30 protein-coding genes are annotated in these 26,676 nt (G+C 32.3%); 15 read left to right on the forward strand and 15 right to left on the reverse strand.

Going from position 1 to position 26,676, the window contains the following annotated elements:
* Positions 1-7: 7 nt before the first annotated feature.
* Positions 8-1,264, forward strand: coding sequence for a histidine--tRNA ligase (gene hisS / locus MMARC5_RS09225; RefSeq protein WP_011869536.1), 1,257 nt, complete (start codon positions 8-10; stop codon positions 1,262-1,264).
* Positions 1,265-1,291: 27 nt separating this feature from the next.
* Here the strand turns inward: hisS and albA are convergent, their stop codons facing one another.
* A complete protein-coding gene (gene albA / locus MMARC5_RS09230) occupies positions 1,292-1,561 on the reverse strand; it encodes a DNA-binding protein Alba (RefSeq protein ID WP_011869537.1) in 270 nt (89 codons plus the stop codon).
* A gap of 111 nt (positions 1,562-1,672) precedes the next feature.
* On the opposite strand from albA, the gene MMARC5_RS09235 reads away from it, so the two are divergent.
* The gene (locus tag MMARC5_RS09235; RefSeq protein WP_011869538.1) at positions 1,673-2,350 is read left to right on the forward strand and encodes a serine/threonine protein kinase; all 678 of its coding nucleotides are present in this window, start codon (positions 1,673-1,675) and stop codon (positions 2,348-2,350) included.
* Between the two features lie 19 nt (positions 2,351-2,369).
* The gene (locus MMARC5_RS09240; protein WP_011869539.1) at positions 2,370-3,122 is read left to right on the forward strand and encodes a proteasome assembly chaperone family protein; all 753 of its coding nucleotides are present in this window, start codon (positions 2,370-2,372) and stop codon (positions 3,120-3,122) included.
* An 8-nt stretch (positions 3,123-3,130) separates the two neighbouring features.
* Here the strand turns inward: MMARC5_RS09240 and MMARC5_RS09245 are convergent, their stop codons facing one another.
* The 6 genes from MMARC5_RS09245 to pyk form a co-directional block, all read right to left on the reverse strand.
* Positions 3,131-3,805: a hypothetical protein gene (locus MMARC5_RS09245; RefSeq protein WP_011869540.1), complete on the reverse strand. Its 675-nt coding sequence runs from the start codon at positions 3,803-3,805 to the stop codon at positions 3,131-3,133.
* 68 nt (positions 3,806-3,873) lie between these two features.
* Complete coding sequence (gene fhcD, locus MMARC5_RS09250; protein ID WP_011869541.1) at positions 3,874-4,782, reverse strand: formylmethanofuran--tetrahydromethanopterin N-formyltransferase; 909 nt, start codon at positions 4,780-4,782, stop codon at positions 3,874-3,876.
* Between the two features lie 301 nt (positions 4,783-5,083).
* Complete coding sequence (locus tag MMARC5_RS09255) at positions 5,084-5,392, reverse strand: ferritin family protein (RefSeq protein ID WP_011869542.1); 309 nt, start codon at positions 5,390-5,392, stop codon at positions 5,084-5,086.
* Positions 5,393-5,515: 123 nt separating this feature from the next.
* Entirely contained in the window at positions 5,516-6,067 is a 552-nt protein-coding gene (locus tag MMARC5_RS09260) for an endonuclease dU (RefSeq protein ID WP_011869543.1), read from the reverse strand.
* A gap of 10 nt (positions 6,068-6,077) precedes the next feature.
* Positions 6,078-7,268 carry a bifunctional phosphopantothenoylcysteine decarboxylase/phosphopantothenate--cysteine ligase CoaBC gene (coaBC, locus tag MMARC5_RS09265; RefSeq protein ID WP_011869544.1) on the reverse strand — a complete coding sequence of 397 codons (1,191 nt, stop codon included), beginning with the start codon at positions 7,266-7,268 and terminating at the stop codon, positions 6,078-6,080.
* A 30-nt stretch (positions 7,269-7,298) separates the two neighbouring features.
* Positions 7,299-8,642: a pyruvate kinase gene (gene pyk / locus MMARC5_RS09270; RefSeq protein WP_011869545.1), complete on the reverse strand. Its 1,344-nt coding sequence runs from the start codon at positions 8,640-8,642 to the stop codon at positions 7,299-7,301.
* Between the two features lie 101 nt (positions 8,643-8,743).
* Between pyk and MMARC5_RS09275 the strand changes: the two genes are divergently transcribed.
* Positions 8,744-9,613, forward strand: coding sequence for a DUF4013 domain-containing protein (locus MMARC5_RS09275; protein ID WP_011869546.1), 870 nt, complete (start codon positions 8,744-8,746; stop codon positions 9,611-9,613).
* Positions 9,614-9,637: 24 nt separating this feature from the next.
* Here MMARC5_RS09275 and MMARC5_RS09280 read toward each other — a convergent pair whose 3' ends face one another.
* Complete coding sequence (locus MMARC5_RS09280; protein ID WP_011869547.1) at positions 9,638-10,804, reverse strand: methanogenesis marker 16 metalloprotein; 1,167 nt, start codon at positions 10,802-10,804, stop codon at positions 9,638-9,640.
* Positions 10,805-11,085: 281 nt separating this feature from the next.
* Between MMARC5_RS09280 and MMARC5_RS09285 the strand changes: the two genes are divergently transcribed.
* From MMARC5_RS09285 to MMARC5_RS09295, 3 genes are all read left to right on the forward strand, one after another.
* The gene (locus MMARC5_RS09285; protein WP_011869548.1) at positions 11,086-11,310 is read left to right on the forward strand and encodes a hypothetical protein; all 225 of its coding nucleotides are present in this window, start codon (positions 11,086-11,088) and stop codon (positions 11,308-11,310) included.
* A gap of 128 nt (positions 11,311-11,438) precedes the next feature.
* Positions 11,439-12,221 (forward strand): 50S ribosomal protein L11 methyltransferase, encoded by a 783-nt coding sequence (locus MMARC5_RS09290; RefSeq protein WP_011869549.1) that lies wholly within the window; start codon positions 11,439-11,441, stop codon positions 12,219-12,221.
* Between the two features lie 8 nt (positions 12,222-12,229).
* Positions 12,230-13,039 (forward strand): ATP-grasp domain-containing protein, encoded by an 810-nt coding sequence (locus MMARC5_RS09295; protein WP_011869550.1) that lies wholly within the window; start codon positions 12,230-12,232, stop codon positions 13,037-13,039.
* Positions 13,040-13,061: 22 nt separating this feature from the next.
* Here MMARC5_RS09295 and MMARC5_RS09300 read toward each other — a convergent pair whose 3' ends face one another.
* The 4 genes from MMARC5_RS09300 to MMARC5_RS09315 form a co-directional block, all read right to left on the reverse strand.
* Positions 13,062-13,727, reverse strand: coding sequence for a potassium channel family protein (locus MMARC5_RS09300; RefSeq protein ID WP_011869551.1), 666 nt, complete (start codon positions 13,725-13,727; stop codon positions 13,062-13,064).
* 362 nt (positions 13,728-14,089) lie between these two features.
* The gene (locus tag MMARC5_RS09305) at positions 14,090-14,395 is read right to left on the reverse strand and encodes a hypothetical protein (RefSeq protein ID WP_011869552.1); all 306 of its coding nucleotides are present in this window, start codon (positions 14,393-14,395) and stop codon (positions 14,090-14,092) included.
* A gap of 720 nt (positions 14,396-15,115) precedes the next feature.
* Positions 15,116-15,679: a DUF483 domain-containing protein gene (locus MMARC5_RS09310; protein ID WP_011869553.1), complete on the reverse strand. Its 564-nt coding sequence runs from the start codon at positions 15,677-15,679 to the stop codon at positions 15,116-15,118.
* An 83-nt stretch (positions 15,680-15,762) separates the two neighbouring features.
* Positions 15,763-16,251 carry a phosphatidylglycerophosphatase A gene (locus tag MMARC5_RS09315; RefSeq protein ID WP_048058540.1) on the reverse strand — a complete coding sequence of 163 codons (489 nt, stop codon included), beginning with the start codon at positions 16,249-16,251 and terminating at the stop codon, positions 15,763-15,765.
* Between the two features lie 19 nt (positions 16,252-16,270).
* On the opposite strand from MMARC5_RS09315, the gene MMARC5_RS09320 reads away from it, so the two are divergent.
* The 6 genes from MMARC5_RS09320 (at position 16,271) to MMARC5_RS09345 (ending at position 22,193) form a co-directional block, all read left to right on the forward strand.
* Complete coding sequence (locus MMARC5_RS09320; RefSeq protein ID WP_011869555.1) at positions 16,271-16,861, forward strand: stage II sporulation protein M; 591 nt, start codon at positions 16,271-16,273, stop codon at positions 16,859-16,861.
* Positions 16,862-16,939: 78 nt separating this feature from the next.
* A complete protein-coding gene (gene arcS / locus MMARC5_RS09325) occupies positions 16,940-18,556 on the forward strand; it encodes an archaeosine synthase subunit alpha (RefSeq protein WP_011869556.1) in 1,617 nt (538 codons plus the stop codon).
* A 63-nt stretch (positions 18,557-18,619) separates the two neighbouring features.
* Positions 18,620-19,159, forward strand: a complete 540-nt coding sequence (locus tag MMARC5_RS09330) for a hypothetical protein (protein ID WP_011869557.1) — start codon at positions 18,620-18,622, stop codon at positions 19,157-19,159.
* A 14-nt stretch (positions 19,160-19,173) separates the two neighbouring features.
* The gene (gene mmp11 / locus MMARC5_RS09335) at positions 19,174-20,079 is read left to right on the forward strand and encodes a methanogenesis marker protein 11 (RefSeq protein ID WP_011869558.1); all 906 of its coding nucleotides are present in this window, start codon (positions 19,174-19,176) and stop codon (positions 20,077-20,079) included.
* Between the two features lie 27 nt (positions 20,080-20,106).
* Positions 20,107-21,183: a tryptophan--tRNA ligase gene (locus MMARC5_RS09340; RefSeq protein WP_011869559.1), complete on the forward strand. Its 1,077-nt coding sequence runs from the start codon at positions 20,107-20,109 to the stop codon at positions 21,181-21,183.
* A 38-nt stretch (positions 21,184-21,221) separates the two neighbouring features.
* Positions 21,222-22,193, forward strand: coding sequence for a cobalt-precorrin 5A hydrolase (locus tag MMARC5_RS09345; protein WP_011869560.1), 972 nt, complete (start codon positions 21,222-21,224; stop codon positions 22,191-22,193).
* Here MMARC5_RS09345 and MMARC5_RS09350 read toward each other — a convergent pair whose 3' ends face one another.
* Both MMARC5_RS09350 and carA read right to left on the reverse strand, forming a co-directional pair.
* Positions 22,194-22,979 (reverse strand): 7-cyano-7-deazaguanine synthase, encoded by a 786-nt coding sequence (locus MMARC5_RS09350; protein ID WP_011869561.1) that lies wholly within the window; start codon positions 22,977-22,979, stop codon positions 22,194-22,196.
* Positions 22,980-23,063: 84 nt separating this feature from the next.
* Positions 23,064-24,164 carry a glutamine-hydrolyzing carbamoyl-phosphate synthase small subunit gene (gene carA / locus MMARC5_RS09355; RefSeq protein WP_011869562.1) on the reverse strand — a complete coding sequence of 367 codons (1,101 nt, stop codon included), beginning with the start codon at positions 24,162-24,164 and terminating at the stop codon, positions 23,064-23,066.
* Between the two features lie 144 nt (positions 24,165-24,308).
* Between carA and serA the strand changes: the two genes are divergently transcribed.
* The gene (serA, locus tag MMARC5_RS09360; protein WP_011869563.1) at positions 24,309-25,880 is read left to right on the forward strand and encodes a phosphoglycerate dehydrogenase; all 1,572 of its coding nucleotides are present in this window, start codon (positions 24,309-24,311) and stop codon (positions 25,878-25,880) included.
* 27 nt (positions 25,881-25,907) lie between these two features.
* Positions 25,908-26,321 carry an EamA family transporter gene (locus tag MMARC5_RS09365; RefSeq protein WP_011869564.1) on the forward strand — a complete coding sequence of 138 codons (414 nt, stop codon included), beginning with the start codon at positions 25,908-25,910 and terminating at the stop codon, positions 26,319-26,321.
* A gap of 22 nt (positions 26,322-26,343) precedes the next feature.
* Here MMARC5_RS09365 and MMARC5_RS09370 read toward each other — a convergent pair whose 3' ends face one another.
* Positions 26,344-26,586: a hypothetical protein gene (locus MMARC5_RS09370; protein ID WP_011869565.1), complete on the reverse strand. Its 243-nt coding sequence runs from the start codon at positions 26,584-26,586 to the stop codon at positions 26,344-26,346.
* Between the last annotated feature and the right edge of the window lie 90 nt (positions 26,587-26,676).

A 26,676-nucleotide genomic window follows, 5' to 3' on the forward strand; every position in this document is an offset into this window, starting at 1 on the left:
AGAGTTGATGTTGATGTTTCAAAAACCTAAAGGTACACGGGATTTTTTACCTGAAGAAATGAAAAAAAGGAAAGTAATCGAAAAAAAACTTAGAAAAGTTTTTGACAGTTATAATTTTTCCGAAATAAACACGCCTACATTTGAAAGCTTTGAGTTGCTCTCTAAAAAAACAGGTGACGAAATTAGAACACAGCTTTTTGTTTTCAAGGACCATGGAAATAGGGAAATGGGTTTAAGGCCTGAACTGACCTCTTCAGTTGCAAGGTTCTACATAAACGAATTTAAGAATACTCCAAAACCGGTAAAACTTTACTACTTTACAAACTGTTTTAGGTATGAAAATCCTCAAGCTGGAAGGTACAGGGAATTTTGGCAGATGGGATCCGAATTAATTGGAAGTAAAAAGCCTATTGCTGATGCAGAAGTTATAAACATGGCAATAGACGGTTTAAAAGAAATCAACATGGATTTCGAAATAAATATTGGACACCTCGGTGTTTTAAAAGGTGTTTTTGAAAAATACGATCTTTCAGACGACGAAGGAACTGAAATAAGACGTCTTATTGATAAAGAAGATATGGAAGGATTAAAAACAGTTTTAAGCAGAATAGAATCCGAAAAGAACATTGAAATTTCGAAAAAAGTATTTGAAGTTTTAGAATTAAAAGGCGGAAGGGAAGTAATTTCCAAATTAAAAGAAAAATTAGCTGAATTTGAAAGTTCAGTGGAAGCTTTAGAAAATCTTGACAGCATTCTTGAATTTGTGCCTCATGAATACATTATTAACTTTGGAATTGCAAGGGGACTTGACTACTACACAGGAATGGTCTTTGAAATTTACGGAAAAAGAGAAGGTGCAAGACAGGTATGTGGTGGTGGAAGGTATGATAATTTAATCGAGCTCTTCGAAGGTGAGCCAAGCCCTGCTGTTGGATTTGCATATGGTTTTGACAGGATTATGTTAAATATTGATGATTTTCAAGTTGAAGAAGAAGCAATATTTGTAGTTCCTGTTAAAAGTAGCGATATGTTGCTTAATGAATGTTTTAAAATTGCAAAAACATTAAGAGACGCTGGAAAATCCGTAGAATTAGATTTAATGGGCAGAAAATTAAATAAGGCACTTAACTATGCAAACAACAAAGGCATCAAAAAAGTACTGATTGTCGGTGAAAATGACATTTCGGAAGGAAAAGTTGCTTTGAAAAATATGGAAACCGGAGAACAGTCATTAATTGAGTTAAATGATATTTTAACTATCTAATTTAATTTTTTAATTAAAAAAGTAAAATTATTTCGTAAGAATTATTTCGATTGTGGATACGTTTATGGATTTTCCATCTTCGCTCTGCACATGGTCAGTTCCCAAATTTATTTCTTTAATCTTAATTTCTGACATGAATCTTTTTCTAACCATTTCTTCAACGTCAACAGCCCTGCTGATTGCCTTGCCTCTGGCTTTTATAATGACTTCATCAGCATTTTCGGAGTTAAATTGAGTAATCACTGCAAGGACGTAGTTCATCACGCCTTTGTTTCCAACGTACACCGTATTATCCATCGTATCCCTCCTTAAAATTAACATATTAATTTTGATATATATAATTTATTAATTAATCCTTATCGCAGGGACTTAAATATGGAGATTGATTAAAACGTTTTTGGTGCAAATATGGCCAATTTAGATTTAAAAATGGATATTAAAGGACTTAACGCTATTTCTTCAACGCTTTTTGACTGGGACATCCTAAAAAAACTTTCAGGATATATCGTTTTTACTGAATATATTGGAAGAGGACACAGGGGGGTAGTTTTTAAAGCATTTAGCGATAAATATGTTGATGAAAATGGAAATCATATTATTTTAGCAGTAAAAATTCCAAGACTCGATACTCCAAAAATCACGATTCCACACGAGGGAAAAATTTTAGAAAAAACCAATTCATTTGGAGTTGGCCCAAAAGTTTACGAGTACTCTGAAGCCCATATGGTGATGGAATACGTTGATGGGGAAATGTTAAAAGACTGTATTGATGATTTGACTCCAGAAGAAGTTTTATTTGTAATCGAAGAAACTTTAAGGCAGTGTTTGCGTTTAGATCTTCATAAAATTGATCACACTGAAATTCAGGGTGGAAAGCACATAATGGTTTCAAAAAAAGGAATTTATATTATAGATTTCGATAAGGCGCGTGAACACAGCCCTAAAAACTTTACAAGCGCAATGTCTTTATTATTCGGGGAAAACTATATATCAAAGAAAATAATGCATTTATTAAACCTTTCAGAAGAAAAGATTATATTATTTAGAAAATATGCAAAAAATTATAAAACATTGTTTAAAAACTAAATGGATTTATGGCGATAAAATGGTAAAAATTATTGAGAATGAATTAATCGATGCAGAACCTTTAAAAGATGCGGTTTTAATCGAAGGACTTCCTGGAATCGGGCACGTTGGAAGGGTAGCCGCAGAACACATTGTTGAAGAATTCAACGGTGAAAAAGTTCTCGAACTTTATTGCGACGATTTTCCACCACAAATCGTTGTAAAAGACGATGGAACAATTGAATTCATGAAAAACGAATTCTATCTTGTAAAAGAACCAGTTCCAATGGTAATCGTTCTTGGAAATACCCAAGCATTATCTCCAAAAGGGCAGTACGTTCTTTCAGAAAGAATTGTGGATATTGCAATGAAATATGGGGCTAAAAAAACATACACGCTTGGCGGATTTGGAATTGGAAAAATTTCAGACGATTTAAAAGTGTTTGTAGCTTCAACTTCAAAAGAAATTTCTGAAGAACATAAAGAACTTGGTGCAGAATTTAGAACTGATGGCGGAAGCATAATTGGTGCAGCAGGTTTAATGCTTAAATTTTCAAAATTAAAAGGAATTGAAGGAATTTGTTTAATGGGTGAAACTCCAGGTTATTTGGTTGACCCAAAATCTGCTGGAAATGTGCTTGAAATACTTGCAAAAGCAATCGGGTTTGAAATCGACATGAAAAAACTCGATGAAAGAGCAAAAGAAATGGAAAAATTCTTAGAAAAAGTGCAAATGCAGGAGCAAGGAATGCAAGCTCCACAAAATCACGATGATTTAAGCTACATCGGATAATTTTTATTTTAAAATCTTAAACCTTGTTCTTTTAAAAATCCAGAAATCTGTCTTTTCAAGTGTTCATCTTCTGACTGTATTCCTTGAGGATACACAAATGCGTTATCGTCTATATTTATTCGAGGATAGTCCATTTCGAGAGTTACTTCTTCTAAAAGACATTTTTTAAGGAACATTGTAGTTTTTGTAAGGTTCATGAGTGACGGGGATTTAAATGGTGCATTATTTCTTGGCAATCTCCATTTAGTTCCATAGTAAGAGATGTAATCAGGATTTATCAAAATAAAGACTTCACCATATATTTCAAGAACTAATGTCCATGAGAAAATTCCTCTTGTAAAACCTAAAAGTCTTCCTAAATACGAAGTTTTAGGGTTATCATAGCATACTTTTAGAGTCCTACCTACGATTCTTGAAAGTGCTTCTTTTGAATGGATATCTTTTGGATTCGTTGGAAGTGAAGTTTTTGGCAAAATGTTTGTTGGAACACATTTTAACGGTTTTATCATGTGCAATGCACTAAGCGGATAAAAATAGTGATGATTTTTTTTATTTAACATCACCACCCCTTCAATTAACCCATTAAAATCGCATTTTACGATTTTTCCCCGGTAAGTATTAAATGACTTGTTTAGCGTAAATTCTGCAAGGACATCCTTACAAAGTGCTTTTTTTGGTTTCAAAATAAAACCTCCTGATCAAATAGTCGTGTAAATTGCAATATGTAAAAAATAAAATTAGTTAAAAAGAATTAGAATAATTCTTGTAATTTTATTTGGAAAGGACCTAATTTTCCACCGTAGTTTCCTGCAGTGATCTTTTTAACGTCTGGAATTGTTACAGCAGCTTTAATTCCTGCTTTCATAGCAGCAGCAACTGAAGCTTCGTCAATACCATCGATAACGATTTCATAAACTCCGTTAACATCTGCTGGAATTTCGCTTCCTTCAACAGTGTCTTTTAATGTAGGGCACATTTTTTCGTTTGTAGTTGCAGCCATGAAGCTGTATTTAGGGTTTGTGTATCCTACTTTACTTCCTGAAGCAACGATTCCGCCAGTAAATGGCGTAATTGTTTTTTCAACTGCATTGATCGCATCGATTGCAGCTTCTGCAGCCATTAATGCAGCCATATTGTTTTCAGCCATAATGAAGAAGTTACCTCCTGCAACTCCTTTTCTAATTCCAAGTTTGCTTTCAATGAGGAAGTCTCCACCCATGATTGGAACTGAGTAAAGTGTTTTTCCGCATTCTTCGCATTTTACTTTTTTCTCGTATCCGTCACCGAAGTATTTTAATTTGAAACCAACTTTCAATTCTTCTGTAGCATCTTCGCCCATTGCGTTGAATACTGCGGTTGTTGGAGCAGTTAATACACACTGTCCGATTCTTTCTAATAATTGGTGTTCTAATTCTGCTTTTTTAGGGTGGCAGATTTCAATGATGTATCCTGGTCTTCCGTCAGGTGTTTCTGCAGGGGATACGTATTTTTCAATACCTGCTTCAGCTGGGCACATGATAACTGAGCATGCAAATCCTGTTGCTTCAGTTGCAGCCGCTTTTGCTAATCTTTCTGTTGCTGCTGTGATCAATACTCTTGAAACCCAGATAGGGAATCCTTCTGCGAATGTATCTTCAATTACTACACCGTTTAGTTCCATGTTATTCCTCCGTACTTCTTATATAGACAGAAAAAATATGAAAAAACTATTATTAATATTTTTTTATTTGATTTTGGAAAATAAGGGCATTAATAGCCTTTAAAAAGAAAATAACAGTTAATAATTCCCAATTTTTTATAAAAAAGCCTTTTAGTCAATATTCAAAAATCCCCTTCCAACGATATGCGAGATTCTAAGGCATTCTGGAATTAATTTTAGAATTTAAATTTATTCATCTAAAACACTAATATTAAATGGCCCAAAAGGGCTCTTTAAATGATATTTACTATTACTATTTACTTCATTTACTTTTTAGCTTTTCAATTTCTTCCTCAACTTCTTCTGCACCTCCGGCATAGAATTTTTCTTCATCTGGGCTAAGCTCTTTTAAAAGTCTTAAGAACTCTCCAGCGTGTACTCTTTCCTCGTCAGCTATATCCTTTAAGACCTCGATAGCAAGTTCGTTATCAGTTGATTCTGCTAACTGCATATAGAGCTGTATTGCTTCATATTCGGCCGCGATCATAAAACGTATAGAACGAATTAATTCCTCATCAGTTAATTTTCTGTCTTTTGCAACCCCTGCAAATGGATGTCCAAAATCTGGCATAAAAAACCCTCCTTCTTTTCTTATATTTTAATAATTTTCTTTTTTTACTTAAAAATAACTTTGGGAATATTTACATATTAGACATACTTCATGTGCTTTTTTGCCCACTATAAAAAAAGCCTTTTAGTCAATATTCAAAAATCCTCTTCCAACAATATGCGAGATTCTAAGGCATTCTGGAATTTTACTTCTAAGCCTTGTTTTTTTAATTATTTTGCACGCATCTTCAAAATTTATTCCGATATTTTGAATGAATATGTTTTCAAAAGGTACAGGTTTTGGAAATGAGTCTAACATTTCAATTTTTTCTGGAAATTCAAAAAAATGTTTTTTCAAAGCAGATTTTATCTTTAAAAGATCGGGTTCCTTTTCCATGATTGCAATTACTGGAATTTTTGTTTCATTGTAAATTTTAACAATATCTGCAATATTAAAACCGCCAAATGTAACTCCATCTAAAAAAATAGCATTTATTTTTGTAAAATGTTTATCTTTTACAATTTTTAAAATTTTTTCAGTCGAATCAAAGTCATCCTTTTCTATTTTTTTAAAGCATATCTCATCGACTATGGAGTTTCCCCTCATGTAAGTTCCAATAATCAGCGCTTCTTTGTCAGATTTATTAAATGGCGCATCATCGATTCCAATAACTCCAATTTCATCTTTGTATTCCAAACTATCCCTTTTAGAGATTATTTACAATTTCAACAATTTTTTTAGATATCTCATCCTTAGTTCCAGAAACTTTAAGGGTATTTTCTCTATCAATAATCAAAACTTCGTTTGAATCATCGCCAAAATAATGTTTTGAAAGGTCGTTTGCAATAATTACGTCCAATCCATATTTTTGAAGTCTTGATTGTGCTTTTTCCTTTAATTCGTCTAAATCTATTCCGTATTCTGCCTTGTATCCTACAATAATTTTTTCAGGGAATTTTTTCCTTAATTCTTCTAAAACTTTTGGAGTTTGTTTTAATTTTATAGTCTGTGTTTCTATATCTGAACTTAATTTTCCTTCAAAATTAGTTTCAGGAGCATAATCTGAAATTGCAGCACACGAAATAATTATATCTGCACTTTCACCAAGTTCAAGCGCTTTTTCAAGCATTTCTTTTGAAGTACCAACATTTTCGGATTTTATGTAGTATGGAACATCTTTTCCAAGCCCTTTTATCACCTCAACATCGTAATCATTCCTGCAAAATTCTTCTGCAAGTGAAACGCCAGTTTTTCCAGAAGAAAGGTTTGTAATTACTCTGACTTTATCAATTGGTTCCGCAGTTCCACCTGACAAAATAAGCACTTTTTTACTTTTTTCATTTTTATCAGAAAATACATCAATCGCAAACTTTGAAACGTCTTCAATTGAAATTGCTTTTGCTTTTTCTTCTTCCATTTTTGAGCCCATTACAAAAACGTTATTTTTTTCAGAAAGGTTTTTTATGTGGGGCTTAACAGTATCAAGCATGTTCTGGTGCATTGACGGAGCAATTATAATTGGTTTTTTTTCTAAAAACATCATTGCAGTCGTGTTTACAATGTTATCTGCGAGATTCAGTGAAATTTTAGATATTATATTGGCAGTTGCCGGAAAAACTATCATTCCATCGCAGTTATTGTATAAATCAACATGTTCGATTTTTCCAGTGATTTTGTCCATTACTTCGTTTCCGCATCCAAATTCAAGCGAGTATTTTCCAACAATATCTTTTGTTTCTTCAGTCATTATGCAGTAAACTTCAGCACCGTGTCTGATTAATTCTCTCATCAATCTTGGCGCTTCAATTGCTGCAATTGATGAAGTAACTGCTACAACGAGTTTTTTACCATCAAGCAATTTTGATTTTGCTCCGTGAAGTGTTTTTGTAGGGTGCATTTAAATCTCCTTTTTTAAGCGGTTGTTTGATTATATGCTCTCAACTTTTATAACGTTTGTTTTTTTCTCGCCTTTCGGATGTCCGAGCGTTACAACGTAAATCCCTTTATCGATTATATCTTTCGCAATTTTTTTAGATATTTCAAGTACCTCATCAACATCCCCTATTTCATCAATTTTTATTGGAATTACCCCCCAAACTAATCTTAATTTTCTAAAAACTATATTTTCAGGAGCAAGTGCAATGATTGGTGAGTTAAAACGGAATTTTGAAATTCTGAGCGGAGTTTTTCCAGATGTTGTTGGAGTAATTACAATTTTAGGATTTAATTTTTTTGAAAGAGCTTCAACTGCGTAAGCAATTCCTGAATAAATTGAATGTTCTTCAAAGTCTATTTCTTGTTTATATTTTGAAATATCTCCTTCTGAAACTCTTGCAATATTATCGAGAGTTTTTATCGAATCAATTGGGTATTTTCCAATAGTTGTTTCATTTGAAAGCATTAAACAGTCAGTACCATCAAATATTGCATTTGCAACATCTGTAACTTCTGCTCTTGTAGGATAAGGATTATTTACCATTGAATCAAGCATCTGAGTTGCAGTAATTACAAGCTTTCCCTTTTCATTTGCAAGTTTTATAATATTCTTTTGAATTATGGGCAGATATTCAATGGCAACTTCAACTCCAAGATCCCCTCTTGCAATCATTACCCCATCCGAATGATTTAAAATCTCATCAATGTTTTTTAATCCTTCTTTAGTCTCAATTTTTGCAATAACTGAGCAATTTCCGGAATTTTCTTTAATTAAATTTTTTAAATTCAAAATATCCGTTTCACTTCTAACAAATGAAAGTGCAATGTATTCAAATTCATTTTCAATTGCAAATTTCACATTTTTTATATCTTCACTCGTTAAATCGTTTGGAAAACATCCTTCAGGAAAGTTTACTCCCATTTTTTCTTTTATGTGTCCACCAACCAAAACACGGGCATTTATCTCTTTTTCAACATTTTCAACGATTAATTTCACTTTTCCATCATTAATCAGGATATTTTGGCCTTTTTCAATACATTCTGGGATATATGAAATTAAAATATCTTTTCCAATTTTTACGACTTGATTTTCAACGAGTTCTGAAAAATTTGATTTTTTTATTCTAATCTTGTTTCCCTTTAAATCCATGAGTTTTGCAATATTTTTTTCATTTAAAATATCGAGATATTTTTCAATATTTTTTGTATTTGCATGGGACATGTTAAAGCGAATCCCATCAATAAACTCAAGACTTTTTTCAAAATCTTCCTCAAGAGATGGCCCCATAGTAACCAGAGTTTTGGTTTTTCTATATTCAGTCGATTTTTCAACCAAAATACCCCTCCAAAATGTAAAATTATTAAGTAATTTAAAAAGAAAATGATTTAATAAATTATATCTTAATTTAGTTATAATAACATCGGGGTGGTTAGGTAATGTTTTTTGAAAAATATATTAAAGATCCGCTACAGTTTGCATGGTCAGATCCGAAAAAAATATTTGTGGGCGGAGTTTTCCAATTAATTTCAATTGGGGGAATAATATCGGGACTTGTTATAATGTTTGCAAGTTTAATCCCATCTTTAATGGATATTGCACCGGAACTTGCATTATTTGCATCTCTTGGCGGAGTGTTACTCGGTTTTATAGTTGCAATGATTGGCGTAGTTTTCACTGCTTTTATTCATGGGTACTACATGAAAGTAATTGAAAATACCCTTGAAGGGAGTTTCGAACTTCCTGAATGGGAAAATTTTAAAGAACTTTTAACTAAAGGGGCATATCTTTTCCTTGGAATTTTCATTTTACACGTGATATTTGGAATAATAAGCGTTATCGTCACAGCACCATTTGTTATACTTTTGATGGTGACCGACACTCGTGCAAATTTGCTGTTTTTCAACATGTTCGTGAATTTGATGTCTTTTGTACTTTCTGTGATCGAAGCACTTTACATAACCCTTGCAACAATTAATTTCGTAGATAAAAAGGAATTCATGGGATTTTTTGATTTAAAAGAAGTAGTTTCAAAAATATCAATAGAATACGTATTTGTACTTGTTGCAGTGGCACTCGTTTCAATATTGGTGGTCATTCCTGTAATCATTATATTATTAATTCCAGTATTGATAGGAATATTTACACAAAACGTATTTTTAATGATTGCAATAGCTCTTATTGTACTCGCAATGCCGTTTTTACAGATGTTTTTAACGGTATTTGGGTACAGGAGCTATTCAAATTATTTTTTATCTAAAAAAGAAAGTATTATGGAAGAAAACACGGATTTTGAAAATAATGAATAATTATTTTTAATTTTAAAATAACTCTTACATTTTAAATTCTTCTTTTTCAATTCGTTTTTTAAGTTCTTTTGCAAGTTTCAATGCTCTAATCCTATCAGACTGCCTACAAGTTATTGGAATTCCCATGATATTTTTTCTATCCATCTGGTATACTCCATAAGCACACGAATCAACACAGACTCCGCATCCAAAGCAATTTTCATTCGGAAGTGTTCTTTTTCCCAAATGATCAAGCCTTACAATTGCATTTGTTGGGCACATTTTTTGAGCTTCACAAAAATCACAAACCCTGCACCTGTTAATATCAATTTTAGGCCTTAAATCAGCATTTTCCCATACTTCGGAATATTTTCCAGAACCTAGACTCGTTCTTCCAAATACATTTGTTAGTGGAAGTTCTATTTCAGAATCAAGCGCCTTTAAATATTCTTTATTTTTTTCGTTTACTTCAATTGGAACTGCAATAGTATTGAATATCTCTGCACCTGCCGAAGTTGTAAATCCCCCAATGTAGTATTTATCCATTTCATGCATATCTGCTGAAACCATCATATTTGGTTTTTCTTTTGAGGATCTGGTTCCATATCCTAAAATAAGTCCTTCTGCACCATTCACAAGTATTTTTTTTCCAGTAATGTATTTTTCATCAGAATTCATATTTTGAAGCGGATTTAGTTCCCCGCAGCCTGAAAATGATGCTTCTCCAGATTTTAACATTTTTCTGTGAAATATCGTGTTTATGGGATCTCCAGTGTTTGTTAGTGCCACATAATTTTTAAATGCATTTCTGGTTCCAACAAGTCTTGCAGTTGGCATATCATTTAGTTTTAATGTTTTTTTATACGTTTTTCCATCTGATTCAACGACTGCTTCAACTTCTTTTCCAGAAATCAATTCTTTAAATAAAAATCCGCCACCGTAATTTCCAGAATGTTTTGTTCCATAAATTGTGCAGTCCACGCTACCCAAAAATTCATTTGGGCAAGGTCCCGGATATCCTTCAATTCCATTTAAATAGAATTTTTCAGCTTTTTTAAATGATTCACCAATGGGTATATGAAATATCCCTAAAGTTCCAGACATTATTCCGCAAGTGCCTGCTGTTACGACGTCAACTTCGTCAATTTTATCTTCTTCGTTATTTCTTACCATTTTTTTTAATTCATCAACAGTAATTATTACTTTTTCCATAATGGCACCAAAAATAGTTTTTAATCGATCCTTTTTAATTCTCCACAATCTTCTGTTACAATGTTTTGGAAGATATATATTAAGAAATTTTTGGAAAATCAACAGGCCGTTTTAAAGTTTTGATTATGAAAAATATTTTTAACTTACTTATGTATTTATATGGCTAAAAATCATAATTTTAAGTATGTTCTAAAACAACGTTATTTTAGTTTTTAATTTCCAATTAAATGATTTACTAGTATCAAGGTTTGATTTTGGAGTTTTTTTGGGTGGGGCGAATCATGTTAAATTTTGAAATAATTCGTAAAGATGAAATAATTGCAAATGGAAATTATGTTGATGATATTGGGCCAAATGGGAAAATATTTATAATTCCTAAAAATTTGGAAGAAGGAATGAAAATAACGGCTTTTTTAAATGAAATTTCTAAGAAAATCCATAAAATAAAATCAAAAAATGAATTTTCAGACATAGTTGTGGGGGAATACTCTTTGAAGTTTGAATAAATATAAATTAGATTTAATAATTATTCAGAATTTTATTTACTACTTTTTTTAAGTAAACTTTCAAGTTTGTACATGTTTAATATACCACCACAGATATTCATTTTTAAACTAAAATTCTGGTGGTATTAGTGGAATTAAAATTGTCTGTACCTCAGTGGCACTACAGCATGCTTTTAGATGATGAGCGGGTTTCAGTATTTAAAGAAGCAGTCGAAACTTCTGTAAAATCTGAAGATATTGTATTTGATCTAGGGACTGGAAGCGGGATTCTTGCAATGATTGCAGCAAAAAATGCAAAACACGTTTATGCAGTTGAATTAGACCCAATAACAACCGAATATACTAGAGAAAATATCAAAGAAAACGATTTTAAAAATATCACTGTTATTGAAGATAATGCAGCTTACTATCCATTTTCAGAAAAAGCAGACCTTGTAATTGCAGAACTTCTCGATACAGGATTGATCACCGAGCCACAAGTTCCTGTTTTAAATTCAATAATTGAAAAAGGGCTTTTAAAAAAAGGGGGAATTATTATCCCTGAAGAAGTTTACAACTCTGCACAGCTCGTTAAATCAAAAATGGGTCACATTTACTATGACGAAGAAGTAACTTCAGAAGAAGTTTCAAACGAGACTGTTTACGATACAATTAATTTTTATCAGGTAAATGATGAAGATGTCGAATATTTACTCGAATTTGATTTAAATGAAGACGTAAAAAATCCTGCTGTGAGATTGAACACGTATACTAAATTAAAAACTGATCTAATTTCAGGTTCAAGTCCAATGTTAAATCCACCACTTGTAATTCCAATAAATGGTGAACTAAAAGCAGGTACTGTTAAAATAAAATTATCTTACATAATGGGCGGAGATTTGGAGTCCATAGACGTTCAAATTATAAAATAGGGATTTTTATGAAGATTGGAATATTGGCCCACAAAAAAACGCCCGAAAACCTGATGATTTTTGAAGAACTTAAAAAAAGATGTAGCGTTGAATTTATAGACCCTTTAGAAGTTTTTTTAGGTTATGAAACTTATGAATTTGATTTAATTTTATCAAGGATTGAACGGGATTTTTTAAAAGAAGGAATTTATGTTTTAAATGATATTTCAGAAAGTATTCCAGTTATAAATTCAGCTGAAACCATTCAAACATGCCAGAATAAATATCTTACCTACTTAAAATTAAAAAAAGTATCTCCAAAATCATTTTTAACCTATTCAAAAGATATTTCCGGAATTATTGAAAAAATAAATGGTATTTTTGGATACCCTTGCGTTGTAAAGCCAATATATGGTGGATACGGGGACGGAGTTTTGAAAATAAATTCGGAAACTGAATTGATTGAAGTTTTTGATAAAAAAGATGAACAAAGTGAACGTTTCGTTCAGGAGTTTATTCCATACATTCATGACATTCGGGTTTTCGTGTTGAATAACGAAATTATCGGTTCGATGGAAAGAATTCCAAAAAACAGTTGGAAAGCAAATTATTCGCTTGGTGCAGAAATAAAGGAATTTAAACTATCAAACGAAGTTGAAGAAATGGTTTTGAATTCTGTAAAAAAATTGGGTGCAGGTATCGTTGGAATCGATGTTTTAATTTCAAAAGATAAAAATTACATTTTAGAATCAAATATTACGCCACAATTTCGAGGAATGATGAATTTTGTAAATGTTCCCGAAAAAATTGCAGATTACTGTTTAAATTACTTAAAATAAATTTTAAAAAAGTTATTTTTAATTATTCCTTGTTTTCGCTTGAAAATACTTTTCTAACTTCATCCAATGAGTCTGTTTTAGCTAAAATTAAGATTCTATCGTATGCTTTTAATTCAGTACTTCCATCAGGGATTTTTAACTCGTTTCCTTCATAGATTGCGATAATAACGTAATCTTTTGCCCCGCCAAGTTCCCTGATTTTTTTATCTGCAACTTTCGATGTCGGAGGGATTATAAGCTCTAAAATTTCAGCATCTCCTCTTCCAACGATTGCAAGGTCTACAACGCCAGGTCTATCGATTAATTTTTCGATATAATTTGCTGCAACGAGTTCAGGGCTAATTACAACGCCAATTCCAAGGCTTTCAAATACATCTTTGTAATCCGGCTCACTTACCCTTGCAATGGTTTTTGGAACATTGAATTTCTTTGCGATTAATCCACTGATCAGATTAATTTCCTGGTTTCCAGTAACTGCGATAAATATGTCTGCATCTTCAATTCCTGCGTTTTCAAGAGATTTTGTTTTTGTACAGTCTCCGTTAATTACGAGTGCATCGATTTCGCCTGCAACTTCTTCGCATGTTTTTTTGTTTTGATCTAGCAACACCAAATCATGCCCTTTACCAGAAAGCGATTTTGCAAGCGACATTCCAACTCTACCCATTCCTGCAATGATAATATACATTTCATAAACACCTTTTATGTTAAATTCGTAGATTTGACATTTACCATATTATATATGCAGTACTTATTAATATGCCATATATGATGATTTTTCAGAGTTGCTTTACTCCTTAGGCCATATATTAAAACATTTTAAAAAAGAGCTGAGGGTAGGAACAATATCTGTAACTTCATGCCTAATGATGGAATTTATCACCAGCTGAAAAATGGAAAATGCAGATAACGCATCTGAAAACTTAAAGTGTCTTAAAATATATGAATATGGGTATATTAACGCAAGAATGATTTGAAATTTCTTTAGGGATACAATGTCATCTGTAATGGGTATTTCAAAAAGAAATTCTAAAAGTACGGAAATCATGATTAATTGTTAACCTTACTTTTAATCTTATTTCTAACGTAATTTTTTAAATCTTCTTTCGTCTTTAGTTCTGATTTTTTTTCATGATAAATAGTTCTTAAATTATCGACATCCGAGGTTAAATCAACGTCATATCGCTCTTTTAACTTTTTCATTACTTTATCCATACATTTGTGATTTTTTGAGGTTAAACTTGCATATGCATGGCCCAAAAGTGTTTTAAACTCGTCGTCCGAACTTAAAGAATTATTTACCAATTTTTTAATATTTTCCTTGATTTTTTGATATTTATCCTCATCAATGGCCACACTATCCCATTATTTAGCTTTTTAAAATGTAGTTAAGATAATTAAAACTCAATTACTAATAATGCTAAATTCAATTCTATTACATATTCCAAAACAAGTTCCAAGTTAGATTATTAAATGGACGGTCACAATATAATTTCAAATGTTTTGTATAGGGTACAATTCCGTTTTAAATTTATAATCTACTCCTATAAAAGTTTATTTTGCGAATCGGGGCCCACAAACCATGCAATATGGTATATATTTAGAAAAATAATAATTTTAACAATAAACGCAATTTTCCTTAAAAAAGAATTTAACACTTATATTGCATGGAACCGAAGATTACAATTTAATTTTCAGCAATGTTTGAAATTATTTGGTAAAATCTCAAAAAAATGTGTCAATACGATTTAACTATTAATTTAGGACATTTCATATGGTGGAATTTTAAATTGTAATATTAATAATCAAAAAACATAAAAAAGCCATAACGTTACTTAACTGAAAATACAATGTCCATTCAAAATTCATAAAAATGCGGATATTTTCAATCTGATGTCATACTTTTTACCAATACAAAAAAGAGATAATAAAAAAATTATTTTTAAATATAATTATAATTTGAGTAATTTTTTGGTTATTTTGAACGAATTCTGACCAAAATTTATTTATCGCCCATATAATCAAATAAAAAAGAATTAATTTTTTTAATAACAATTATTACTAACATAAATAAATTTACCCTTTTTTATTTTTTACAATTATTTTTTCAAAATATTCGTCATAAGCCCCATGATAGTGAGGTAATTCTATAAAAAGTTCTTCTTCCAACTTCAAAAGTTTATCGTAAGTTTCTTTATCTATTTTTCCAATTAATTTATTCGCAATGGCTTTTTTACAGTTAATGCTACATGGAATAAATCCTGATGGAAGTATAATTGCATAAGTGTTTTCATCAAATTCCATATTCTCAATTTCTTTCAAATGTTCTGAATCTATTCCATACCTTGCAGTTTCAGAAAAAGATTCTACACAGCATTTTGGATAATCTAAAAGCTCACCAAGTTCTAAATCATCAAGTCTTCGGTATATTCCAAGTTCTGAAGAAACAAATGGGTCTATCGCAGGTCTTATTTCTATTCCGTATTTTTTTACAATTTCAATCTGTTTTTCCAGTCTTTTTAGAATATATTCAAACATATCTTCAGGCATCGATTGAATATGCTTTGAAAGCACCTGAAATTTATCAGAATTATTTTCTCTTAATTCGACTATTTTTTTGTAGAGTCTTTCAATTTCCATGGATTTCCCGTTCTTTGAAATTATTTTGTTATATACTATTAGTTAGATGTATTAAAAAAAGATATTGTTTTAAAATTGATATACTATTCAAAAACTTTGGACATGCATCCTGCAACAAATCCTGCAATTGCATCGTCTAAAAACATGTAGCCTTCTTTGTCGAGTTTTCCAATAATTCCTGGTTTTTTTGCATCGTACCATTTGAAATTGAATGTAGCTTTAGTTCCAGCAATTTCATTTGCAATTGCCATTCCAATAACTTCGTCTGCGTAAACGTAAGTCGGATCGCTATCATAATCGAATGGAAGGCCGCCGTTTTTTCCTCTTTCATCCATAACTATTGCAGATATCAAAAGAGTTGATACATTTGGGTTTTTAATCTGTTTTTCCATAATTTTGAGGAATTTTGTTTCTATTTCTTTTTTTTCAGATTCATCGCAGATACACATGTACATTCCGCATTTTAGCATATTGTCAAAATTAACGCCCAAATTGGACAAAAGTTTGACAACATCACTTTCCAGCATGTTTTTATCCGATGAATTGCATTTATTTTTTAAAGATTCAGTCACAAAATCACGCCCTGGTACCATGAGTAAAGAAGTTTACGAAATCATCGAAATTTTTGATGCATTAAAAAGGCATAAAAATACAATTTACTTAGTTTCGACCATATTTTTAGCAACATTTCTATTTTCCTACGTATTTATTTACTATGACATGTTTCAATTCCGTTATTTTGGAGATTTGATGTATGAAACATTTAAAATAAAAGTTCAGAGCTTTTCAATAGAAGATAAAGGCCCGCTTGAAATAATTGCAATAATTTTAGCAAATAACCTCTTTGTCGCAGCTTTTACATATATCATTATGTTTTTTGCACTTATAAATATCGCCGTAAATTCATATCTTTTGGCATATGTTTTTTATTTAACGAATCCATTAGAATTTATACTTTTAATTGGGCCCCATGGTATCTTTGAAATTCCTGCACTCATTTTATCTGCTACTTCAGGTTTAGTCCTTTCAATGAGTTTAATAAAGAAATTTAGAAAAGAAGAACATTATAAGGATTATTTTAAGGATTCTTTACGGATTTTTTTAGTTTCTATACTTTTATTTGTGATTGCAGCATTTGTTGAGGTACTTGTAACCTACCAAATAGCCATTAGGATAGCTTAATAATGTAGAAGAATATATTTTAACTTTAAAAGTTCAATCAGATTTTTGTAATTTCGATTTTTATTTAAAGGTGTTTAGATGTTAGAGCCGATATTATACGATATAGGAAGAATTTGCAAGGAAAAACACGAATTAAGTTCTTCCACGACCACTCCAAAAATAATCGAGTTTGATGTAGACGTTCCATTACTTAAAACGTTAAAAATTCCTTTTGATGCGCCAAGGGAAGTTGCAGAAGAGTTCGTAAAATTAAATAAATCAGAATATGTAAGAAAAAGTGAAATAACTTACCAGATAATAAATACTGGAAAATATGCTGATTTAATCGATATCGAAGAAAATATGGACGTTTACGTAATTTCCGACCTTCGACAGATAATAAAAAGAAGGGAAATGATCGAAATTATTCCAAACGTAAGGGAAAAGATTTCTCCAAATTCTGGAATATATGTTCCAGGTGCAATGCCTTCAGAAATTCCATTGCTAGTTTACATGGGAGCAGATTATTTTGATTATTCATCTGCAAGCTATTATGCAGCACAGGGCTACAAATTTAGTAAAAACAGGCTTATAAAATCAGAAGAAGATTTTGAAAGTTTAAAAAAGTTCAATGAAGCTGTAATCGATCAGGTTTTAGAAGAAATAAAGTTCTGTATCGAATCAGGTTCATTAAGAAATCTCGTAGAGGAAACCACGATTTCAAATCCGTATTTAAGGTCAAATTACAGGCGTTTTAAACCTGAACTTACAAATATTCCGATTTCAAAGTCAAACAAAATAATTGTGACGATTGACGAGACAAAAATTCCGGAAGTTAAAAAGTACATCGAAAGGGCAAAAAATTACGAGCCATACACAAATGTAATCATACTTCTGCCATGTTCATCAAAAAAACCATATTCATATTCGAAAAGCCACCAGTTCTTCATAAATGCAATTAATTCAGTAAGAATTCCTGTAGAAGAATTGATTTTGACTTCACCTTATGGGGTAGTTCCAAGAGCGCTTGAAAGACTTGTCGATTACGATATTCCTGTAACTGGAGAATGGAGTTCTGATGAGATAGAGTTTATAAACAAATATCTGAAAAATTACATCGAAATCGCAAAATCTAAATTCGAAGAAGTAAAGATAATAGCACATCTACCAGAACACTATCTTGAAATTTTGGATATCGATGAAGATTACATAATTTCTTCAGATGGGGATCCAACGTCTGACAATTCTTTAAAAAATCTCAAAAATATCTTAAAAGAATTAGATCAAACGGCTGATGCAAAATCAAAACGTGCAAAGAGGCTTCACAATTATCAAGAACTTGCAAAGTTCCAGCTTGGAAAGAATTTTTTACCTGAAGAAGTAATGATAAAAGGAAGACACGTTAAATTCTTCATAAAAGACGGTAAAAATACGGTTCAATTGGCTTCAATTAATGATAACGGCCTTTTTGTACTTACTTCGCAAGGTGGAGAACTTCTAGGTAAAACAAACTGGGTAGAAGTTGATTTTAACGTTAAAAAAGGTTCCTTATTTGCACCAGGATTTAAAGATGCTGATGAAACTGTTTCTGTAAACGACGAAGTAGTTATTGTAAAAGATAATGAAGTATTGGGTGTCGGAAGGGCATTAATGAGCGGAAAAGAAATGAAAAAGGCAACGCATGGTGTTTTGGTAAATATAAGGCATGTTAAATAAATATTCCTAAATATTTAAAATTAAACAATTCAACCAAATTCTAATATTCGACCAAGTGAAACGATGGCAGAATACAACAAAAAGCTGAAAAAACTCGCAGAACTCATTCTTTTAAAAGACCCCCAATTTGAAGAAAGTTCAAAATTAAAGGACGTTTTTAAAAGTTATGTGGGAATGTATAATGAAATATGCATTTTAGAAGAGACGCTAAAAGATCTGGATCGTGATCTTGTAAATGTGCGGGAAATTCAGTTTTTAGATAATGAACTTAGAGCTTATACTCATAAATTAAACGATCTTGAAACTCACCTTAGGAAATTGCACGCAAACAAGAGAATTTCAAACTATGATGAGTTAACCTGCTGTCTTCACAAGTTGAAAAATTTAAATATACCCGTTGATAATTCATTAAAATGGGATATATACAATAGAATGGTTGGATTGGACAGGAAATTACGAAATATTGAAAGAGATCTTGAATTCGTAATTTTAAACTACGCTCTTTCAAGAACAGATATTGATAAAAAACTATCTAATTATGAAAAAGATTTATTTGATTTAATTTACGAAGAAATTACGGATTACTTTGAAAGTGAGGCTTAAATCTGGTGAGAAAAATGGCTGATTATGTATCTTATAAGAAAATTGTGGCAATGGTTGACGAAGACCTTGGACTTACTGAACTTGTTGAAGAACACCCCTGTCCAAGCGGTTCAGAATGGCTGATGTACCAGTATCAAAGAACATCTCCAGTAATTGTTTCATCATGGAGAAGTGGAAACAAGCACCATTTTATTTTAAAAAATGGAAAAAACGAGCTTAATTTAGTTCCCTCAATTAGTGCAGCAGGCATTGAGGAAGTTTACCTACAGAATGGAAAAGTTCACATTGTTTACGCAGGTCTTGCAGGTGCAGGTGTCGGAATTGAACTTAGAAAAAATGCTAAAAATGTTTTAAGCGCTGAATTGATCGAAAAAGGTGGCGGATCAAAACTTGGAAGAGGAATGATCCAGACTCCAAAAATGGAAAAAATAACCATCGGAATAGATGACACCGATACAAAAGAAGAAGGTGCGACTTGGGTTTTAGCAAATGAAGTTGGAAATTTGATCGAAAAATCCAAAATGGGTTTTTACATCGACCACACGATAACTCAGTTATTCCCCGGAAATCCAAACAAAACACAAAATTGTGTATCAATTGCACTCACTTTTGCGGTTTACCCAGAATACAAGTATAAAATCGGAAAAGAAATTGAAAAATTACTCAAAGAAAAAACACTTTCTGAAAAAACTGCAATTGCAATTTACAGGGGACTTACTCCTTCACAAAGCATGAAATTGTACACTATGAAAGCTAAACGGGAAATGGTTCCTATAAACGAGGCTAAAATGGTTGCAATGAGAAACAACATTGAAATTATAGAAGTTACTGGTGACGGCGGTATAATTGGTGCAGTAGCAGCATTAGGACTTGCAGAATGTCATAAAACTGCCGCAAAATTGCCGGAAAACTATGAATAAGTTATTTGATTTAAGTAAGGTGAAATATTGATTACTCCTTGGGACGTTTCAGACGATTTAGATTATAAAAAGACAATGGAGCAATTTGGCGTAAATCCAATTTCAGAAATTGCAAACACGTTAAAAGAACCGCACAACTTCATGAAAAGAGGAATTGTGTTCGGGCACAGGGATTTTCAAAAAATTGCAGATGCAATGAACAATGGAAAAGATTTTACCGTAGTTTCTGGAATGATGCCGTCTGGAAAAATGCATTTTGGACATAAAATGGTTGTTGACCAGCTTTTATACTACCAAAAGTATGGCGCAGATATATACATTCCAATTGCAGATTTGGAAGCTTACTGGGCAAGAGGAATGGATTTTGAAACCACCAAAAAACTTGCAGTTGAAGAATACATTACAAACTACATTGCTTTAGGACTCGATCCCGAAAAAATCAATGTTTATCTTCAATCAAAAAATGAAACTGTAAAAGATCTTGCAATGCGCCTTTCTAAACGAGTAAATTTCACTGAAATGAAGGGAATTTACGGATTTGGTGGGGAAACAAACATTGGGCATGTTTTTGCACCAATTGTTCAGGTTGCAGATATACTTCACCCTCAGCTCGAAAAAAAGGTTCCAGTTGTGGTTCCAGTTGGAATTGATCAGGATCCGCATATACGACTTACAAGAGATATTGCTGGAAGATACAAGGATTTTAAATTTATTGCACCATCATCAACCTACCACCGGTTTATAACGGGTCTTTTGGGTGGTAAAATGAGTTCATCAAAGCCCGAAACTGCAATATATCTTTCAGATGAACCAACAAAGTCATTTAAGAAAAAAGTCATGTCATGCAAAACTGGTGGACGAGAAACTCTTGAAGAGCAGAAAAAACTTGGTGGAGTTCCTGAAGAGTGTGTCGTGTATGAATTATACACTTACCACTTAATAGAAAACGATAATGAACTTAAAAAATTATATGAACAGTGTAAAAGCGGGGAATTAACCTGCGGAACATGTAAAAAAGAATGCTACCAAAAATTAGTCGAATTCATGACTGATTTACAAGAAAAAAGGGAACAGGCAAAAGAAGTTGCTGCAAAACTTCTTTAAAATTAATTATTTTTGAAATTTCATCTTTCGGGGTTATGATGATAAAAATTGTTTACATTACAGAAAATGCCGAAAAACTGGCAAAAGATGTAAAATCGGTTTTTGATTACTATTTTTATGATAACGAAGTTTTTAACATAAAAGATTTTGAAATAACCGGAAATGAAACCGGATTTGTCTTTATAATGGCTTCTGGAATTGTTTTAAGAAAATATATTCCGGAAATTCAAAATGACAAGTTAAAAGACCCTTTTGTAATTTTGATGGACGAATCAAAAAAACATGTAGTACCGCTTCTTTCAAACCATATTGGTGGGGGAAACTATTTTTCGGATTTAATTGGAAATTTTTTGAATTTAGATGTGGTAAAAACAACTGCAACAGACGTTAACGGAAAAATTGGAATTGATGAACTATCCAAAATTTATTTTTTAGAAAATCCCTTGAAAAAAGACATACTTTCGGTAAATAAAAAAGTTTTATCTGAAAAACCCGATTTAATCATTCCAAAAGCTTGGAAAACTTCTAAAAAGCTTTTAAATTCTTACAATGTTTCTTTTCACGATGAATCCCACGTTTTAGTTGACGATATCGTTTTAAAACCAAAAACCGTAAGTCTGGGCTTAGGTTCGAGAAGAAATATTGAAAAGAGCAAAGTTTACTGGGCAGTTAAAAAAGCTCTTTATTTAAGGGACATTCCGACGTGGAGAATCGATACATTTTCAACAGTTTCTGTTAAAAAAGATGAATATGGAATTTTAAAAACTGCTGAAAGATTTGATAAAGATCTGTTTATTTTTGAAATTGATGAACTAAATGAAATTTATTCAAAATATCCGTTAATAAGGTCAGAGTTCGTGTTTAAAACGATTGGAACGTATGGAGTTTCTGAACCTTGTGCAATTCTTGGAATTTCAAAAATTACTGGGGAAACCGATTTCGAAATGAAAAAGCTTGTTTTAAACAAAATGAAAAAAGACGGTGTTTCAGTTTCAATTGCAGTACAGTAGTTAAATTTTAACAACATCGAGTATATTTTTCAAACCCTCTTCAGGAGTAATTACTTGGGCCCTAACTTCTCTTAAAATTCTTTGAATTGTAAATTTCTGCATGCTTTTGTGTTTATGCGCTTTTCTAATTAATTGACAGCCGTAAGACTGGTTTATATTAATTTTAAACTCTTTTAAAGTAGTTCTGCTTTCATCCTTTGCCATTGATAAAACTGATAGAATATTCAGGCGAATAATTCCTTTATCAACTTTTTTAACTGATAAATGGCCAATTGAAAGCATATCTCCATAGATTATGTATTTTATGCCGTTTTTTTCAGCATAGTTTAAAATTTCAGCTTCAACTGTACTGTGGCATCTCCCACAAGGGTGGTATTTTCCAGATTTTGTATCTTCAAAAATAGAATCCAAGTTCACATCGATAAATTCATGTGAAACATTTAACAGTCTTGCAAGTTCGGATACATTCTGTTCAGTTTTCGCATCCATTATATATTTAGAACGCACAGTAACTGCACAAATTTCAAAAATTTTCTTTCCGGCAATTATCGATGCAGTACTATCTACGCCCCCACTAAATGCAACCACTGCTTTTTCTTTTTTTAGATTTTGATTTGATATATCACTTTTCAAGTAGGATAAGAATTCATCAAAACCCTTGTTTCTAACTTCGTGAAGTTCCAGTAATATTTCATAAATTTCTTTCGAAATTTCATTTTTGAGAAATGTTGAATTAAGGGCTTTTTTCGAAGATTCGAGAGCAGAAGTTTTAATTTCAGTATCCATGTTTTTTCCTTTAATTTTGGAGTAAAAATAAAATTATATTTAAATTTGTTTTAAGTTTTTAAAAAAGTAGTATTTTTAAAAAAGTTAGTTTGCTTTTTCAGCTTTAAATTTAATTCCAAGTTCAACCATTTCATCAAAGAGGAACCGTGCGTCATGTGGTCCAGGACCTGCTTCAGGATGGTACTGAACACTCCATACTGTATTTTTGAGGTCATTTGATTCAATTTTTCTTATTCCTTCAACGGTATCATCGTTTAAGTTCATGTGCATTAATTCAGAACCTTCTGGAACTATTTTATCATCAGTAGCAAATCCATGGTTTTGGGATGTGATGTATACTTTTCCAGAGTCAATATCTTTTACAGGCTGATTTCCGCCCCTGTGACCGAATTTTAACTTGTAAGTTTTTCCGCCAAGTGCAATTGTAATTAATTGATGTCCAAGACAAATTCCGGTAACTGGAAGTGTTCCAATTAAGTTTTTAACAGTTTCAACCGTTTCGGCCATGTTTTCAGGGTCTCCTGGACCGTTTGAAACAAGCACGAAGTCGGGGTTGTATGACATAATTTCTTCTTCTTTAGAATTGTATGGAACTTTTACAACACTGCATCCTCTTTCAACAAGGCAGTCTATAATGCTCTGTTTTACACCACAATCGATAAGAACACACCTAGTTTTTTCATCTTCTGCGTTGTATATAACTGTTTCTTTGGTTGACACTTCAGGAACAAGGTCAATTTCTGAAATATCTGGATATTCTACTACTTTTTTAATTAATTCTGTTTCTTCATCTTTAGTTATCGGGTTGGTGGACGTTTTTAAGAGGGATCTGATAACTCCTTTTGATCTTATTTTTCTCGTAATGTATCTTGTGTCTACGCCTGAAATTCCGGGAATATTGTATTCTTTTAAAAATTCGTCGAGTTTTGATCCAGTCATATCTTTTACAACGAATCCTTCTGCTTTAATTCCGTCACTTTCAAACCATTCTTTTTCAACACCGTAGTTTCCTTCCAAGGGATACGTCATTGTAACAATCTGGCCCTTGTATGAAGGATCAGTCAATATTTCAACATATCCTGTCATGGAAGTGTTAAATACAAGTTCACCGAGTACCTCGGTTTCTGCACCAAATCCATCCCCTCTGATGATGGTGCCGTCTTCCAAAACTAAAATTCCGTACATCAATTCCACCGTAATTTTTCTATAAGTTTGTCATCATGCTATTTATCTATTAGGTTAGTTCGAGTAATTATTTAAATTATTAGCCATAACTATTTTGTGTTAAATTGAGATGTGTAGTAATTGTGTATTCATTTAGGTGATTAAATGTCAAAAGTACTTATAACAGACCCGCTTCATGAGAGTGCCGTTGAGATTTTAAAACAGGCAGGCGAGGTCGAAGTAGCAACCGGATTAAATGTTGAAGAGATAAAATTAAAAATTAAAGATGCAGATGCTCTGGTAGTTAGGAGTGGAACAACCGTTACAAGAGAAATTATTGAAGCATCAGAAAATTTAAAAGTTATTGCGAGAGCAGGGGTTGGTATTGATAATGTTGATTTGGATGCTGCGACAGAAAAAGGAATTGTTGTAGTAAATGCGCCAGATGCATCATCAATATCAGTTGCAGAGCTTTTATTTGGTATGATGCTTTCAGCAGCAAGAAATATCCCTCAGGCTACTGCATCAATTAAAAAAGGCGAATGGGACAGGAAATCATTTAAGGGAATGGAAATTTACGGAAAAACGCTTGGTATTGTTGGTCTTGGAAGAATCGGGCAACAAGTTGCAAAAAGAGCACAGGCATTTGGAATGACAATTGTGGCGTACGACCCATACATTCCAGAAGATGTCGCGTCAGAACTTGGAATAAAATTGTTAACGGTTGATGAACTCTGTGCAGCAAGTGATTTTATAACACTTCACGTTCCGTTAACTCCTAAAACAAAACACATGATCGGAAAAGACCAGATTGCACTCATGAAAAGCAACATGGTTATTATGAACTGTGCAAGAGGCGGTTTAATCGATGAAGATGCTCTTTACGAAGCATTAAACAGTGGAAAAATTAAAGCAGCAGGATTGGATGTATTTGAACAAGAACCTCCAAAAGAAAGCCCCCTCTTAACACTTAATAATTTAATCGGAACTCCTCACCAGGGAGCTTCAACAGAAGAAGCACAATTAAGCGCAGGAACAATTGTTGCAGAACAAACTGTTAAGATATTAAAAGGCGAATCTGCGGAAAACGTTGTAAACCTTCCAATGGTTCCAACCGAAAAAATGAAAAAATTAAAGCCTTACATGGTTTTAGCAGAAAAAATGGGTTCTATGGCAATACAGTACCTTGACAATTCAATAGAACTTTTGGAAATCACCTACATGGGCGGACTTGCAAATGAAAAGACCGAAATAATCAAAAGGTCATTTTTAAAAGGCATTTTAGCACCAATACTACTTGCAGGCGTTAATTTAGTAAACGCTCCAGTAATTGCCAAAAGCAGAAACATAAAACTTGCTGAAGGAACAATGTCTGAAAGCGACTATGGAAATTTAATAAAAATTGTTGCCAAAGGCGAAAATGACGAAATTTCAATAATTGGAAGCATCGAACACAATGAAATTGTTTTCAGAGAAATTAACGGATATAGAATGGACATAAAACCTGAAGGAACAATCTGTATAATAAAACACATCGACAGGCCAGGAATGGTTGGAAAAGTTGGTGTACTTCTCGGTGAACACGGAATAAACATTGCAGGAATGCAAGTTGGAAGAAGGGAGCCTGGAGGACACAGTATTATGTTCCTGGACGTTGACCACATGATTTCAGATGAAGTAATGGCAGAAATCACAAAAATGGAAAATGTAAGGGCTGCAAAATCAATAAACATTTAATTTTTCAATTTTTTTTGGGGGCCGGAAATGGACGGAGTATTTATTGGACTGATCGTTGCAGTTTTATATGGGGTAGGTACTTTTTTTGCAAAAGTTGTTTCAAATGAGGATCCGTATCTTCAGTGGATCATCGTAAATATCGTTGGAATTTTTTTATGTGTTATCTTATTTGGCGGAAAATGCAGGAATTTACTCGATTATCCAAATAAAATTTTAATTTATGGAGTAATTGCCGCAATTCTTGTGATAATTGGAACACTTGCACTCTATTATGGGTTGAACAAGGGAAAAGCAAGTATTGTAGTGCCTTTATCTTCAATTGGCCCTGCAATAACCACGATTTTGGCAGTAATTTTTTTAAAAGAGCATTTAACCTATCCCCAAATAGCGGGGATCGCAATGATCTTAAGTGGGGTAATTGTACTTTCAATTAACAGTTAAAATAGAATAAAAATAAGTTAAATTAAATTCCGAGGTATTTTTTAGCACCTTGGGAGCCTATCTGTAATTTTATAGCGTTTAATACTTCTTTTACGTCTTCAACATTTTCAGCATCGTTTAAAGCTTTTCTGAATGTTTCTTTTTTGTCTTCTGCAACGAGACCTATTAAATATTCGACAGTTGTTACAAGTTCGATGTACCTAGTGTCTTGGGAGATTTGTGATTCTATTTCCTCAATAGTTTTCATTACATTATCAGATACCAAAATATCACCACGATTCTTACTTTTTACAGATATGTTTATTTTTATATTTAAATTTTAACATTTGATTTTGAATTAACGCGTATTTTTGCA

This window comes from Methanococcus maripaludis C5, assembly GCF_000016125.1.
GTDB classification, from domain to species: domain Archaea; phylum AGJL01; class Methanococci; order Methanococcales; family Methanococcaceae; genus Methanococcus; species Methanococcus maripaludis_D.

Excerpts from the sequence above, each read along its gene's own strand:
- MMARC5_RS09345 (WP_011869560.1), top strand. The coding sequence starts at position 21,222 with ATGATAAAAATTGTTTACATTACAGAAAATGCCGAAAAACTGGCAAAA.
- MMARC5_RS09295 (WP_011869550.1), top strand. The coding sequence starts at position 12,230 with ATGAAGATTGGAATATTGGCCCACAAAAAAACGCCCGAAAACCTGATG.
- arcS (WP_011869556.1), top strand. The coding sequence starts at position 16,940 with ATGTTAGAGCCGATATTATACGATATAGGAAGAATTTGCAAGGAAAAA.
- MMARC5_RS09235 (WP_011869538.1), top strand. The coding sequence starts at position 1,673 with ATGGCCAATTTAGATTTAAAAATGGATATTAAAGGACTTAACGCTATT.
- MMARC5_RS09330 (WP_011869557.1), top strand. The coding sequence starts at position 18,620 with ATGGCAGAATACAACAAAAAGCTGAAAAAACTCGCAGAACTCATTCTT.
- MMARC5_RS09310 (WP_011869553.1), bottom strand. The coding sequence starts at position 15,679 with ATGGAAATTGAAAGACTCTACAAAAAAATAGTCGAATTAAGAGAAAAT.
- serA (WP_011869563.1), top strand. The coding sequence starts at position 24,309 with ATGTCAAAAGTACTTATAACAGACCCGCTTCATGAGAGTGCCGTTGAG.
- MMARC5_RS09365 (WP_011869564.1), top strand. The coding sequence starts at position 25,908 with ATGGACGGAGTATTTATTGGACTGATCGTTGCAGTTTTATATGGGGTA.
- MMARC5_RS09280 (WP_011869547.1), bottom strand. The coding sequence starts at position 10,804 with ATGGAAAAAGTAATAATTACTGTTGATGAATTAAAAAAAATGGTAAGA.
- carA (WP_011869562.1), bottom strand. The coding sequence starts at position 24,164 with ATGTACGGAATTTTAGTTTTGGAAGACGGCACCATCATCAGAGGGGAT.
- MMARC5_RS09285 (WP_011869548.1), top strand. The coding sequence starts at position 11,086 with ATGTTAAATTTTGAAATAATTCGTAAAGATGAAATAATTGCAAATGGA.
- fhcD (WP_011869541.1), bottom strand. The coding sequence starts at position 4,782 with ATGGAACTAAACGGTGTAGTAATTGAAGATACATTCGCAGAAGGATTC.
- coaBC (WP_011869544.1), bottom strand. The coding sequence starts at position 7,268 with ATGCACCCTACAAAAACACTTCACGGAGCAAAATCAAAATTGCTTGAT.
- MMARC5_RS09255 (WP_011869542.1), bottom strand. The coding sequence starts at position 5,392 with ATGCCAGATTTTGGACATCCATTTGCAGGGGTTGCAAAAGACAGAAAA.
- MMARC5_RS09300 (WP_011869551.1), bottom strand. The coding sequence starts at position 13,727 with ATGTATATTATCATTGCAGGAATGGGTAGAGTTGGAATGTCGCTTGCA.
- MMARC5_RS09275 (WP_011869546.1), top strand. The coding sequence starts at position 8,744 with ATGTTTTTTGAAAAATATATTAAAGATCCGCTACAGTTTGCATGGTCA.
- mmp11 (WP_011869558.1), top strand. The coding sequence starts at position 19,174 with ATGGCTGATTATGTATCTTATAAGAAAATTGTGGCAATGGTTGACGAA.
- albA (WP_011869537.1), bottom strand. The coding sequence starts at position 1,561 with ATGGATAATACGGTGTACGTTGGAAACAAAGGCGTGATGAACTACGTC.
- MMARC5_RS09240 (WP_011869539.1), top strand. The coding sequence starts at position 2,370 with ATGGTAAAAATTATTGAGAATGAATTAATCGATGCAGAACCTTTAAAA.
- MMARC5_RS09350 (WP_011869561.1), bottom strand. The coding sequence starts at position 22,979 with ATGGATACTGAAATTAAAACTTCTGCTCTCGAATCTTCGAAAAAAGCC.
- hisS (WP_011869536.1), top strand. The coding sequence starts at position 8 with ATGTTGATGTTTCAAAAACCTAAAGGTACACGGGATTTTTTACCTGAA.
- MMARC5_RS09320 (WP_011869555.1), top strand. The coding sequence starts at position 16,271 with ATGAGTAAAGAAGTTTACGAAATCATCGAAATTTTTGATGCATTAAAA.